Raw genomic sequence first — 14,524 nt, 5'->3', positions numbered from 1 at the left:
GTAGGCTGATAGTTTTTAAGCACCGCAATTGGGTTGTCCAATAAATTAAAAAGAGTAGCAGAGAAAAAAATCTGCTGCTACTCTTTACTAACTCAATTCTTTGAAAAATTCAATTCAACTTGTATAATATTTTGATACTATATCATTGCAATGATATAACATTCACTGTTCGGGTTTTTGTTTAATCAACATCCCACCAAACGCCGGCACCAAATTTCTCCTCTATAATTCCTGGTTGCGCACTAATTGCTCCATTAAATCCGTCTGGATTGGATATGGCCTCACTATGAGGGTAAGGTTTTCTAACGATTGTGCCTTTTCCTGGATATAAGGATTCCACGGGTTCTGTTGTGGCTACATAAGTAGGGAAGCCCGTACGGCGTACTTCGGCCCAACCTTGGTTACCGTCAGGGTAAAGAGCGCACCATTTTTGTTCTCCGATCAACTCCCTTTGATCAACACCTCCATTGAAATCTACAAGTGGTTCTGAAAGATAGGTCCCAACATCCAAACCGTACTCTTCAAAGCTGGCGGTAATAGCGGCTTCATAAGCCTCCTCTGCCGTCATACCAACATTCCAGCCATTGAGGGCCGCTTCGGCAAGTATAAAAAGTACTTCTGAATATCTCATAATTCTCGTAGGTGAATCGGCAGAACGAAATTCTGCAACTCCCATGATGGAAAGATCAGGAGTGTTCTGCCCTAGCGTGCCAAGGGGAAGTCCTACATACTCTCCGCTCGTGGCTGCTGGATCGGCATATACTGCGAGCCTACCTAAATCGTTTCTTGTTTTTAGGAAATCTATCATATAAGCCGAGGTAACGTTCTCTTGTTTGGCAGCTTGGGTTGGATCCATATAGTATGGACTACGATAGGTGGCATCCTCGGGAAGCCAATACTTGAAGGCGGCACTTTCGTTGGAATCAATAATAGGATAGGTACTGGGATCTGCCATAATTTCCTCAATACCACTTTTGGCCGTTGTAGGATCTACCAAGGACATACGCATATAAACGCGCAACAACAGGGAGTTGGTAAACTTTTTCCACATGGACATGTCGCCATTAAAGATTACATCTGCCGTACCCATACTCTTGGAGGTATCTATCATTGCGTTGGCAGCTTTTAATTGTGCAATAATATCCATGTATATGCTCTGCTGTGAATCATATTTAGGGTATATGGTTGCGTTATCGCTATCATCTGCCAAAAGTGCTTCCGAATAGGGAATATCACCATACCAATCCGTCATATTTTGAAAGGCATAAGCTTTCATTATTTGAGCTACGGCAAGGGCATTGTCATCCCCGGCCTCTTCGGCCAGTTTAATGGCTACCTGTAAATTTTTTAGGTGTCCGCTATAAACATTAAAATTTGTTCCAGCTCCGGTTTGCTCATAACGGTCGTTCTGTACATACACATCGCGCACATTATATCTGGCCCAACTTACCTCAAAATTAAGAATTGGGTTGTACGTTTTTGCAATACTTATTTCCGCATCGGTAATCATGGTTTTATAAGGAACCGATGTGAGGTCGTTGGGGCTGGTGTTCATTTCTTCAAAGTCCTCCGTACAGCTATAGGTCAAGGAACTTAGGATAATTGCTGATAATAATTTTATATTTATGTTCATCTCATGTTAAGTTTAAGATTACAATTAATTATTTGGTTTTTAGAAAGTAATTTTAGCCCTGAATCCAATATTTCTTGCCGATGGATTGGATGCAAATTCCGATCCTTGGGAGGATAAACTGGCATCTTTATTGGATACCTCTGGGTCAAAATTCTCATTTTTCTTGTAAAGTAAAGCCAGGTTTCTTCCAAAAATTGAAAGATCCATAGCCTTAAGGCCAATTTTACTGATCAATGTTTTGGGTAGTGAATAGGATATGGTAATCTGTCTTAATTTCACATAAGAAGCATCATATAGCCATCTTTCCGCCCTAGCAAAGGAATTCCATCTAAAACCGTCCAGGTCTTTATAGATGTTGTTAGGGGTACCGTCTTCAAATACCCCATCAAAAAGGTATCCACCTCCGTCTGCCAAGGGTTCTCTTACACCCACTCCGTTAGGGTTTAGACCCACGGTGCTTGTCAAGGCTCCAGTGGCCCAACCATCTTGGTTGGTCCTGGAATATACATCACCACCTATTTTGGCATCTATAAGTACACTTAAATTGATATTCTTATAATTGAAGGAATTATTAAGTCCACCTATCCAATCCGGCATTAGGTTCCCCAATTTTTTTATTTCACTGGTCAAGGGTACGCCACTGGCATCCACTATAGGTTTTCCATTTTCGTGGTATACAAAACCTTTCCCCCACATATCACCATAGGAACCACCAACATCTGCTACTACATTGATCTGATTGCCTTCCGTTTTGAAGAGTTCCAAGCGTTTGATGTCGCCATTTAAAGCAATAATTTCACTTGTGTTTGTGCCGTAATTGGCAGTTACGTCCCATGAGAAATCTTTGGTCTGTATCGGGGTTCCGTTCAAAATCACTTCAACTCCCTTGTTGTCTACCTGACCGGCATTGATAATTTGTGTGTTATATCCAGAGGTTGGAGATACGGGAGCGCTCAAAATTTGATTTTTTGCAACCGAGTTATAAAGAGTTACATCAATTCCCAATCTATTGTTGAAGAACTTCAGATCCAATCCAAGTTCTTTGGAGGTAATAAGCTCATTTACCAGATCGGCAGGGGGCATTGTGCTGCTGAGACTAAAGGCTGGGTTTTCTCCATAAGGTGTAGCGGCACTATACGTGGCATCCAATCTATACGGATCCGTATCGTTTCCAACTTGCGCGATACTTAGACGAACTTTTCCAAAACTAAGTATGTTTCTATCTGTTTTAAAGGTTTCGGAGAATATCCAACTCGTAGTAGCTGAGGGGTAGAAGTAAGAGTTGTTACTACTTGGTAAAGTAGAGGACCAATCATTTCTACCGGTCAAATCCAAATATACCTGACTCTTATAACCAAGAGAGAGGGAGGCGAAGGCACTTTGAATTTCCTTTTCCCTTTGGTAATAAGTGGTAGTAGGTGTTTCCTTGGCATTGGACAAGGAATAGATGTTGGGTACTACCAATCTATCTACGGATGAAGTTTGTAGTCTATATTGGTTGTTCATGATATTGGCACCCAAGTTGGCGTTCAATGACAAGTCATCTGTGATGTTCTTAACGGCAGAGAGCAATACATCTGCATTTATTTCCTGTCTAAAGTAATTGCTTACACCGTATCTTCCTTCTGGGTCATTGTTACCGTAATAAGCCCTTATAAGCTCAACTTGTTCATTGGAATAATCTATACCCGCTCTCGTAGATAGGCTTAACCAGTCGTTGAACTGATATTTAAGGGAGCTTGAACCAATAAGTCTGTTTTTGGTCTGTGGGTTTAGGTTTTTATACTGTATCCAATAAGGGTTGTTATGCCATCTGTTGATCCAGCTAATTTGGGTTCCATCGGGGTTTTCTATGTTGTTTTTCATATAGTCCCAATCCACTTGTCTTGCCGTCCATATAGTCTGCATCCCGATGTTGTTGAAGGTATAACCTGCCCCGTTCAAATTGCCATTGGAATTGATATAGGAAGCCTTGGCTTCAAATGAAAGCTTATCCGTTAAATTGGTATTGCCGGAAAAGTTAATGGTATTCTTAACCTGATTGGTGTTCGGTACCATACCGGTTTGATCCGAGTTGGTTATGGAAAGACGCATATTGCCCCAATCGCCACCGTTGGTAAGGGCAACATTGGTAATCCTGGTAATCCCGGTTTCATAAAAGTTCTTTATGTTATTGGGATGGGAGACCCAAGGAGTAGGTGTACGCTCTCCGGTCACAGGGTCTACGGGCGAGTTAAATTGTGGTAGGGAAAGAATTTCCCCAGGGGTTTGTGGAAAACCGGCCTCTACTGCCCAGTATAATTTTCCGCCAGGCGCAATATCTTCGGCCTGGACCGTATAATCCAATCGGGGACCAAAACTTTCATCCACACCGTCATTACTACCTCCGTTCAGACCGTCTTTATACCAAAATTGTTGTCCACCACCTTGTCCGTATTCATTTTGATAATCAGGAAGTAAAAATGGACTGCTGAGGGTAACTGTGTTCTCTACGGCTACTGAGAATCCTTGTCCTTTTCCAGATTTGGTGGTAATCAGTACAACTCCATTGGCTCCTCTGGAACCGTAAAGTGCAGCTGCGTTTCCACCTTTTAGAATAGTCATTTCAGCAATATCGGACGGGTTGATGTCCGCCGCACCGTTACCCATATCGGTAAAGTCATAACCCCCTCGAGTACTGGATACGATGGTGTTGTCTATTGGTATTCCATCTACAACGAAAAGCGGTTGGTTGTTACCGGTAAGCGACTGGTTTCCCCGAATTGTTATTCTGGAAGAAGCTCCTACGTTACCATTTGAATTGTTTATTAAAACCCCCGCCGATTTTCCTGCCAAAGCATTGATCACATTGGTTTCGGAGGTGTTTTTAATGTCGTCACCGGAAAGCTCCTGAACTGCATATCCAAGGGCCTTTTTCTCCCTTGTTATACCCAATGCCGTAACTACTACTTCCTCCAATTGGGAGGCATCTTCCTCCAAGGTTACGGAAATATTGGATTGTCCGGATACACTTATTTCCTTATTGACGAATCCTAAATAGGAAACGATCAATACCGCGTTTGGACTGGATACTGAAATAGAGAATTCCCCGTCAAAATCAGTTTGGGTGCCATTGGTAGTTCCTTTTTCCAATATGTTGGCTCCAGGTAAGGGAAGTCCATTGTTGTCTAAAACCACCCCGGTAATTTGTTGTTGGGGGGTAAACAGTTTATTGGAATAGGTCGTGGCCGTTGGGCTTGTTGCCTCATTAAGGGCTCTTGTTTCCGAGGCGTAATTCTTACCGCTGGGAAAGGCCACCATGGCACTTAACATAAGTGTTAAGGATGGCTTTATGACCATGTCAAATTTAAACTTCCGGGGTAATTCTTGCCTAAGCTTGGTTTTTTTTGTCATACCATAAAATGTTTAATGTTAGATAATGTTCTGTTGTTGTCCGTTAGGTGTTCTGCGTAATTGCATTTTTCCGGTTCAATAGGTTTTCAGTATGATACTTGGGCCAATGTTAAGCGGTCTGGAATTATTATCCCTTTAAGTTGAAAGATTTTGTTGCTTTCAATGGTGGGAACAAAATATAACCAATTGCTCCATGTTGCAGTTTGTATAATAAGAATCTTATTAAACCTAAATTAATAATGTGGTAAAATTAAATATTTAGTTGCAGTGAAATGGGCGGTATCTTAGCATATTGATATACAATATTAACAAAAGGTTAAGAAGTGTGTGGGGAGGAGAAAAATTGGATTGAATATTGTATTTGCGGTAATAGCAATAGGGGTCTTCCAATATTTGTTTTATACAAAAATTATAGGGGCTAAACTTTGAATATTATAAAAAGTAAAGCCCTGTGCAATTTTGTAGCGAAAAAATGATGGGACAAGCGTTGTCTTCCAAAGATGGTAGCTGTGTTGGATTAACAGGATTTATAGGAGGCCGATTTGTTGCCCTGTAGGGCAGCTTCGATTTTTTTTGCGGTCTTGGTTATGGCCAGCCCGCCAAGGCCCGTACACCTTAAGGTGTGTGGAATGGCGTCTCCCACTCGTTTCATGGTTTCTATCACTTCATCCAGTGGAATTACTTGGTCGTAATCGGATAGGGCCATATTTGCACAGGATATGGCAGTAGAGGAAGCCATCACATTCCTGTTTAAACAAGGGGCTTCAACCCTGTCCGCGACGGTGTCGCATATTAGACCTAAAGAACTTTGTAAAGCCATGGACGCTGCGGCAAGTGACTGTGAAAGGCTTCCGTTCTTTAAAACAACGACTCCCGCGGCCGCCATTCCTGAGGCTGATCCGCATTCGCCCATACAGCCACCTACTTCGGCCGAAAATGTGGCATGGGCAGTTATAAAGACTCCAATTAATCCAGCGGCCAGCATGGCTTGTACCATTTGTTCCCTGGAAAGCCCCAAGGTGGTGGCGGTGCCTATAATTGTTCCTGGAAGGGCTCCGCAAGAGCCTGCTGTTGGTGCGGCCACTATAACCCCCATAGAGCTTTTTATCTCCATCATGGAGGAGGTGAACATAATGGAGTTATTTAGAACATCACCGGGAATCAGCTTTTTTTCTTCCTTGTTTTTTTTGAAATTGAGGGATTGACTGCCCAATATACGGTCTTTGTAATGGGTGCCTTTGAGACCAAGGTGGATGGAGTTTTCCATGATGTCCACTATGCGTCCCATTTTCTCTATTACCTCCTCTTTGGTGATGTTGCCCCTTTGGCTTTCATAATCGGCAGCCAATTCCCAGAGATTCATGTTTTTGTCTTTGTTGTATTCCAATAATTGCTCTACTGTAATAAAGGGTACGGAAAGATTTTTTCTCGATTTTATTGGGAGTACAGGGTCTAAAGTCCGGATTTTCGTTGGTGTTTGCAGTGAATTGACCTGTTCCATGAGTTGCTGCTGCTGCGATGCGTTGGATTGGACCAGGATGAATTTATGGGCACCGGAATGAAGCGATACCTCCCCTAGATTCATTTTTGAAACCGACTCCATGAGATCAGGAGCGGAATCACTATAAATTAGGGTTAGGTTAAAATCGCCCATCAACGATACGGGACTTTGGTCTATTTCTATGATTTCAATCATTCCACCCCCCGTAGAGAGACCAATCACTTGATGCGTCTCAGTCTTGTTTTTTAGGGTGATTTTATAGGTGTTGGGGTGAGTGGCGCCTATAGGATGAATGTCTATTTTTATTTTGATTCCGGCATTATTAATGTGCATTTCATAATCCTTCAGCCGCTCATCGTCGGCCTCCCAGCCCAGCAGTCCCCCGAAAAGCCCCATGTCCGAGCCTTGCCCGGAGTGGGTCGTGGCCAAAGAACCATTAGGGTCAAATTCAATATAGACCTCCTCGATGTGGTTGTTCATTAAATCCCTGCAAATTCGTCCTATCCTTAATGCTGCTGCACAATGGGAACTGGATGGCCCCCGCATTACCGGGCCTATTACGTCATTAAAAATACTAGGAAATGTTTTCATGGATTCAATTATATAAGATCTTAATCTGAATTGGAATTATTTGCTTTTTTGTATTCTTAGTTTGCAAATCCTAAAATTGGAATTTGCTAAATGGTGTCGTAGTTATTTATCTATTGTTCAAATCTATTAATTTACTGACATATTTTCATGTAATATTATAGCTGAAGTTAAGACTTTTTTTGTAAATTAACTTTTTAATTTAATATTAAAAAGTGATTTTATGTCAAATGTAATTGCTTTTAAGGTGCCAATGCAGCAAAATATGTCGATTCGCGTTGAAGAATGTGATGATGGTCGTAATTACGATTTGGTCCATTTTCATGAGGAATGTCAACTTACCTACATAAGGGAAGGTGGTGGTTGCCTTATGGCGGGTTCGGAAACCTATAGGATTAAACCCGGGGAGGTGTATTTGTTTGGTAGTAATCTGCCACATGGATTTAAAACGGAGGATACAACGGATGAGAATGGCATGGGGCAAAAGGGTAGAAGGGTCAGCGTTTTTTTTAACAGGAATATTTTTGAATCCCTGTTTCAGCAAAACCCCGAAACTGGCTCTATTAAAAATTTATTGGATAATGCCTCTTTGGGCTATAAGTTGAGTGCAGGGAATTGCCGGGAAATTATTTCCAAAATCGACGGGTTGCGGAAGATGGACGATTTTGATAAAGTCCTCGAATTGTTGAATATATTGGACTTCATTTCCAAAGGCAATCGAGGTGATTATCTATCTACCCGTGAAGATTTGGAGACTAATTTTGTTGATGAGGATATTGAAATTATCAATGAGGTATTTGCGTATACCGAATCCAATTTTCAAAAAAGAATTTCGTTGGCAGATGTTGCCGGTTATTTTAAAATGACACCGCCTACATTTAGCAGGTTTTTTAAGTCTAGGACGCAAAAAACCTACATACAATTTCTCATTGAATTGCGAATAACCAAGGCTTGTGAGTTTATTAGGGCCGGGACCCATAATACAACGGAGAGTTGTTTTAATTCCGGATTTACCAATATCTCAAGTTTTCACCGGCATTTTAAATCTATTAAAGGTATGACGCCTACAGAATTTAAATTGCGGGTTTCGTCCAAATTTAATTAGAAAGGAATTTTTTACTGAGAATTTTTAAAATCCAAAGTATTATGAACGCACAACCTTATAATGTCCTGTTGCCAGAGAGCGGTACGCCAGTGGTGGAAAAGTGGAATGTAAACAAGTTTTATCAGCAGATTCATTTTCACAAGGAATTTCAAATTACCATGATACAGGAGGGAAGTGGATTTCTTTTTGTCTCGGACAAGGTAGTTCCATATGAAAAGGGCGATGTGTATTTCTTTGGCAGAAATTTGCCCCATGCTTTAAAGACCAACAAAGATTCCTTTGGGAATTCCAATAGTGGTTCCAAAGCGATTTCTCTGTTTTTTGATCAAGATAAAGTAAAGGAATCCCTCCGAAATGTGCCTGAAGCCTATAGGATAAATAAATTAATTGAATCCTCACACTATGGGATTAAGGTAAATAGGGATAGTGCAAGGTATTTAACGGATTATATCGAAGAGCTGACCACTAGCACCGGTCTAAATAAATTTTTATTGTTTTTAAAGTTGCTCAATGTTGCATCCAGGGATAATAACGTGATGATATTATCACCTAAGGCAGCGCCCGTTAAGATAGGTGTTGACAATAACCCTAAAATTACAAAGATCTGTGCATTTGTAAAGGAAAATTATAGGGAATTGATTACACTTTCCGAAATAGCCGATTTGGCCCATATGTCGCCTACGGGCTTCTGTAGGTTTTTTAAATCCAAAACCAAGAAAACCTTCTCCCAATATTTGGCCGAGGTGAGAATTGGAAGTGCCTGTGAACTGCTCCATAATGAGAATTATAGTATTTCGGACTGTGGATATGGCAGTGGATTCAATAATTTATCAAACTTTCATAAGCATTTTAAAAAATACACAGGGATGTCCCCTATGGAATATCGGTCCAATATAAATAATGACCAGGGGTAGCGGTGGACGCTTTGGCCGATCGTGTTGCTTATCCCTATAATACCAAGGGTGTTTTGTAGCTTTCTAAAATCGTTTTCTAAAATAGTATCACTATTTGCTAATTTGGGCAATATCCACTGCCATGGGACTTTGTAATATTGTTGTGCCGAAATATGTAGGATTTTCTTGGAAGTGTTACTTTTGGTTTGGCCTTATGAAGAATAGTATTTAGAAATAATAAAAGTTATGAAAAAAGGGATTTTGGGAAGCATACTATGCTTTTTGTTTTTTATCGGTACCAGTCTGGCACAGAATGGTTCTAGCTTACAGTTAAATGATATTTACAAAAACAATGTTTACGGTCAAAAGGGGTTTGGTCCAGTTCGTTGGATGAAGGACAACAAAGGATATTCTACCCTGGAGTCCAACAAAGAAATCGGAGGAAGGGATATTGTTAAATATGATGCAAAAAGTGGGGCAAGGTCGGTTTTGGTCTCTGCAGCCCAATTAATTCCCAAGGGAGAAAATAAACCTATTACCATTTCGGATTACCAATGGTCGCTGGACAACAACAAGCTGCTTCTTTTTACCAATACGCGTAAAGTTTGGAGGTATCATACAAGGGGCGATTATTGGGTGTTGGATCTTAAGACCAATAAATTGGCAAGATTGGGACAGTCCTTACCATCCGCGACCTTGATGTTTGCGAAATTTTCTCCGGACGCTTCCAAAGTGGCTTATGTGAGCGAATTGAATATATATTCGGAAAATCTTGAAGACCATAAGATAGATCAGCTTACCAAGGATGGGGGCGATAATATTGTAAATGGTACTTTTGATTGGGTCTATGAAGAGGAATTAAATTGTAGGGATGGCTTCAGGTGGAGCCCTGATGGCAAACATATAGCCTATTGGCAATCGGATACTAAGGATGTAGGGACCTTTTACATGATCAACAATGTAGATTCCATATACTCCAAACCTATCCCAATGCCTTATCCCAAGGTAGGGACTGAGCTTTCAACCGTAAAAGTGGGGGTGGTATCTGTGGAAAATGGTACTTCAAAATGGTTCAAGGTTCCAGGTGATCCAAAGAACAACTATTTGGCAAGAATGGATTTTATTCCCAATTCCAATGAGGTAATGATTCAGCAGCTAAATCGTAGACAAAATACCAATAAGGTTTATATTGGGGATATCCAGACAATGGACCTAGTTAATATCCTAACGGAAAAGGATGATGCCTTTTTGGATATTCATGACGACGTACGCTGGTTGGATAATGAAAAGTACTTTACTTGGTCCAGTGAAAGGGATGGGTGGTTGCACCTTTACAAGGTCTCAAGGGACGGCAGTGTTGTCCAGCCCATTACAAAAGGGGAGTTTGATGTGGTGGAGATAAATTGTATTGATCCAAAGGGAGGGTATGTTTATTATATCGCTTCCCCTGACAATTTCACCCAAAGATATTTGTATAGGAGCCGTATAGATGGAAAAGGGGAAGCCGAAAGGATTACCCCTAGCTCAAATGCTGGGCAGAGCTCTTATCAAATATCCAATGATGCCAAATGGGGAATCCAAGTGTTTCAGAATGCGGTTACCCCTCCCGTATATTCCCTGATAAGTCTTCCCAATCATAAACAAAGGAGAATTTTGGAGGATAACAAAGAGCTAAAGGCCAAATTTGATGCTTTGGAACTGAATCCCAAAGAGTTTGTAAAGGTAGACATTGGTGATGAGGTATTGGATGCCTGGATGATTAAGCCGAAGGATTTTGATGCTACAAAAAAATATCCTTTGTTGTTCTATGTTTATGGAGAGCCTGCAGGTGCCACCGTTCAGGACAATTGGGGTGGGGGTAGCCTTTGGGATCAGTATATGGCCCAGCAGGGGTATATTGTAATGAGTGTGGACAATCGTGGAACTAAAACTCCTAGAGGTAATAAATGGCGCAAATCCATTTATGGGCAAATAGGGATTCTGGCTTCTGAGGACCAGAGCAAAGCGGCTAAAAAAATATTGGATACCTATAATTTCTTGGACCCGTCCAGAGTTGGTATTTGGGGTTGGAGTGGTGGTGGCCAAATGACACTGAACTGTATGTTTAGGTATCCGGAGATCTATTCTTCAGGTTTGGCCGTTTCCTTCGTTTCCGACCAAAGACTTTATGATGCTACCTACCAAGAGAGATATATGGGATTGTTGGAGGATAATGCCAAAGGGTACCACGATGGCTCTCCAATTAATTTCGCGCAGCACTTGGAAGGAAATTTAATGATCATACACGGTACCGCAGACGATAACGTACATTATCAGAGTTTTGAGATGTTGGTCAATAAATTGATAGAACACAATAAGATGTTTAATATGATGTCTTATCCCATGAGGGCGCATTCAATAAACGAACGGGAAAATACCTCGTACCACCTAAGGGAAACAATGGAAGTTTTTTGGAAAAAGAACTTGCCGGCCGGTGGTAAATAAGTTAAAGCGTTTATTGCTAATTATTATTGGATAACATCAGTATCCTCAATGGAATTATTTTTTTTCGGTATAAATCATCAAATATATGTTTGCAAAGCAGGAATATGTAACTAGAAGGGAAAAGTTAAAGGAATTGCTGGGCGATGGATTGGTTCTTTTTCTAGGAAATGACGAAAGTGGCATAAACTTTAAACACAATACCTATCCATACAGGCAGGATAGTTCCTTTATTTATTTCTTTGGACTTCAAATACCTGGATTGAATGCTATAATGGATTTGGATGAAAACAAGGAGATTGTTTTTGGAGATAATTTATCCATTGATGATATTGTCTTTACGGGGCCTATTGAATCTCTGGAAGAACAGGCCCAAAAGGTGGGGGTCCATGTTGTAAATCCAGCTAATAGTCTTGAGGGCTATGTAGGGGATGCCATTGCCAAAGGGAGGCAGATCCATTATTTGCCGCCTTATCGTCCCGAACATGTTTTGAAATTATCTGAATTGTTCAAATTATCGGCTACCGAGGTATCAAAAAAGATTTCTACCAATTTGATAAAGGCCGTGGTAAAGCTGAGGTCTATAAAGTCTACTGCCGAAATAGAAGAAATTGAAAAAGCGGTAAATACAACTGTAGAAATGCAGTATAAGGCCATGGAGATCGCTGAAGCAGGAATGACCGAAGCGGATCTTTTCGGGGCGGTTCAGAATATTGCAATGGCCAACGGAAATAACACCTCATTTCCTTCCATAGTAACTATTGATGGACAAATTCTTCATAATCACTACAGGGGAAATCTACTTAAAGAGGGAGACATGGTCCTTTGCGACTGTGGTGCGGAAAACTTTTCGGGATATGCCGGGGACCTTACACGGACTTTTCCTGTTAATATGACATTTAGTGTTAAGCAGAAAGAAATTTATGATATTGTCTATAGCTCCTATAAAACTGCGGTGGGTATGCTTAAGCCCAACCAGTTATTTAGAAATGTGCATCTTGCTGCCTGTAAAGATATAGTTGTGGGCTTAATGGAACTGGGACTAATGAAAGGAGATGCGGACAAGGCGGTGGAGGCTGGCGCCCATACTTTGTTTTTTCAGTGTGGATTGGGACATATGATGGGATTGGATGTCCATGATATGGAGAATTTGGGAGAACAATATGTTGGATATACCAATGAAATTCAGCAAAGCAAGGATTTTGGGTTTAAATCCCTTCGCCTGGGGAGGGCCTTGGAAGAGGGAATGGTCCTGACCGTAGAACCAGGAATTTACTTTATCCCAGAGCTTATAGAACTTAGAAAGAGTGAAAATAAATACTTCGAATTTGTCAATTATGATAAATTGGAAGAATACAAAAGCTTTGGTGGAATCCGTGTGGAAGATGATTTCCTTATAACCAAAAATGGTAGCCGTTTGTTAGGGGCCAAACTCCCTACTACCTCAATGGAAATAGAAGATTTTAGAATTTCCAAGACTCGGCTCTAAGGGTTCAATTTAGAGATATTTGTGTCTCGGGAATCCAGGATCCGGTACGATACCAAGATTGAACAAACCCCTCCGTTTTTGGTGGGGTTTTTCTTTTAATGCCCCCTAGTTACTTTGTTCAACATGCAAAGGGAAACCCGAGCACCTACTATGGCGGTATCTTTTATGAAAAATAGGTGGTAGTCTATAAAATATCAACATGATATTTGTTTATTTTTTAGCACAGGGAATATACTATAATGGCCTGGGTGAAATAAGCCCCCCTCCCTGATTATTTAGGAAGTAAAATAGTATGATGACTTGCTAATTTATGCGATAATTTCCTTGTTGTTATCATCTATTTTTGTTTTAAAACAATATTTATCATGATAAAATGGGAAGGCGTAATGCCAGCAGTAACAACGAAGTTCACTGAGGATGATCAGCTAGATCTTGTGATGTTTGAAAAAAATATAAAAGCTCAAATGGCAGCAGGTGTTAATGGGATTATCCTAGGTGGAACCTTGGGGGAGGCCAGCACACTAAAACCTGAAGAAAAGGAAATTCTTATCAAGACTACCCTATCCATTACGGATCAAAAAATTCCGGTAATTATCAATATCGCGGAGCAAACTACCGAAGATGCCATTGCCGTGGCCAAACATGCAGAATCAATTGGTGCCAATGGATTAATGCTTTTGCCTCCAATGAGATACAAAGCCACGGATTTTGAGACCGTAACTTATTTTACGGCGATTGCAAATAGTACTTCCTTACCGATTATGATTTACAATAACCCCGTAGATTATAAAATAGAAGTAACTCTGGATATGTTCGAGGAGCTAATAAAGTGCGATAATATTCAGGCGGTAAAGGAATCCACTAGGGATATTACCAATGTAATAAGGCTTAAGAACCGTTTTGGAGATCGCTTAAAGGTTATGACCGGGGTAGATACGCTAGCCTTGGAAAGTTTGCTGACCGGTGCCGATGGATGGGTGGCAGGCTTGGTTTGTGCCTATCCTGCGGAAACAGTGGCCATTTATAATTTGGTAAAAGCTGCTAAGGTTGATGAAGCCTTGGAAATCTATCGCTGGTTTATGCCTCTATTGGAGTTGGATATTAGCCCGCAGTTGGTCCAAAATATTAAGCTGGCGGAAGTAGCCACAGGTATTGGAACGGAAAATGTTAGAGCCCCTAGGCTGCCCTTGCAGGGAGCGGAAAGGGAACGTGTTTTGAAAATAATTGATACCGCTATGAAAAACAGACCAATATTGTCGGCTTAAAGAGCCCAATAAATGGTTCTGGCGCAGGTAATCATAATAATACAGGAATGAATAAAGAGGCTGTCTAAAAAGGCAGTCTCTTTTTTTTTGTTTATGATTTTAAAAAAAGTATTGATTTTCTTATCTTAATGGTATGAAAAGCAATGTCGTTTGGAAGACCAATAATCAGACGCAAT

At 40.8% G+C, this 14,524-nt stretch carries 8 protein-coding genes; 5 read left to right on the top strand and 3 right to left on the bottom strand.

Features of this window, described 5'->3' with window-relative positions:
- Positions 1–181 precede the first annotated feature (181 nt).
- From C7972_RS16365 to C7972_RS16355, 3 genes are all read right to left on the bottom strand, one after another.
- The gene (locus tag C7972_RS16365; protein WP_110357255.1) at positions 182–1,633 is read right to left on the bottom strand and encodes a SusD/RagB family nutrient-binding outer membrane lipoprotein; all 1,452 of its coding nucleotides are present in this window, start codon (positions 1,631–1,633) and stop codon (positions 182–184) included.
- Positions 1,634–1,672: 39 nt separating this feature from the next.
- Entirely contained in the window at positions 1,673–5,026 is a 3,354-nt protein-coding gene (locus tag C7972_RS16360; protein WP_110357254.1) for a SusC/RagA family TonB-linked outer membrane protein, read from the bottom strand.
- Positions 5,027–5,543: 517 nt separating this feature from the next.
- Positions 5,544–7,118 carry an L-serine ammonia-lyase, iron-sulfur-dependent, subunit alpha gene (locus C7972_RS16355; protein ID WP_110357253.1) on the bottom strand — a complete coding sequence of 525 codons (1,575 nt, stop codon included), beginning with the start codon at positions 7,116–7,118 and terminating at the stop codon, positions 5,544–5,546.
- Positions 7,119–7,338: 220 nt separating this feature from the next.
- Between C7972_RS16355 and C7972_RS16350 the strand changes: the two genes are divergently transcribed.
- From C7972_RS16350 to C7972_RS16330, 5 genes are all read left to right on the top strand, one after another.
- Complete coding sequence (locus C7972_RS16350; protein WP_110357252.1) at positions 7,339–8,220, top strand: AraC family transcriptional regulator; 882 nt, start codon at positions 7,339–7,341, stop codon at positions 8,218–8,220.
- Between the two features lie 41 nt (positions 8,221–8,261).
- Complete coding sequence (locus C7972_RS16345) at positions 8,262–9,134, top strand: AraC family transcriptional regulator (RefSeq protein WP_110357251.1); 873 nt, start codon at positions 8,262–8,264, stop codon at positions 9,132–9,134.
- A gap of 225 nt (positions 9,135–9,359) precedes the next feature.
- On the top strand, positions 9,360–11,597 hold the full coding sequence (locus C7972_RS16340; protein ID WP_110357250.1) for a S9 family peptidase: 2,238 nt from the start codon (positions 9,360–9,362) through the stop codon (positions 11,595–11,597).
- Between the two features lie 85 nt (positions 11,598–11,682).
- A complete protein-coding gene (locus tag C7972_RS16335; RefSeq protein ID WP_110357249.1) occupies positions 11,683–13,083 on the top strand; it encodes an aminopeptidase P family protein in 1,401 nt (466 codons plus the stop codon).
- Positions 13,084–13,448: 365 nt separating this feature from the next.
- Positions 13,449–14,348, top strand: a complete 900-nt coding sequence (locus tag C7972_RS16330) for a dihydrodipicolinate synthase family protein (protein WP_110357248.1) — start codon at positions 13,449–13,451, stop codon at positions 14,346–14,348.
- The last annotated feature ends 176 nt before the right edge of the window (positions 14,349–14,524 follow it).

It is taken from the genome of Arenibacter sp. ARW7G5Y1 (genome assembly GCF_003201775.1).
GTDB lineage: Bacteria > Bacteroidota > Bacteroidia > Flavobacteriales > Flavobacteriaceae > Arenibacter.
This window is presented reverse-complemented; position numbering and strand designations above follow the sequence as displayed.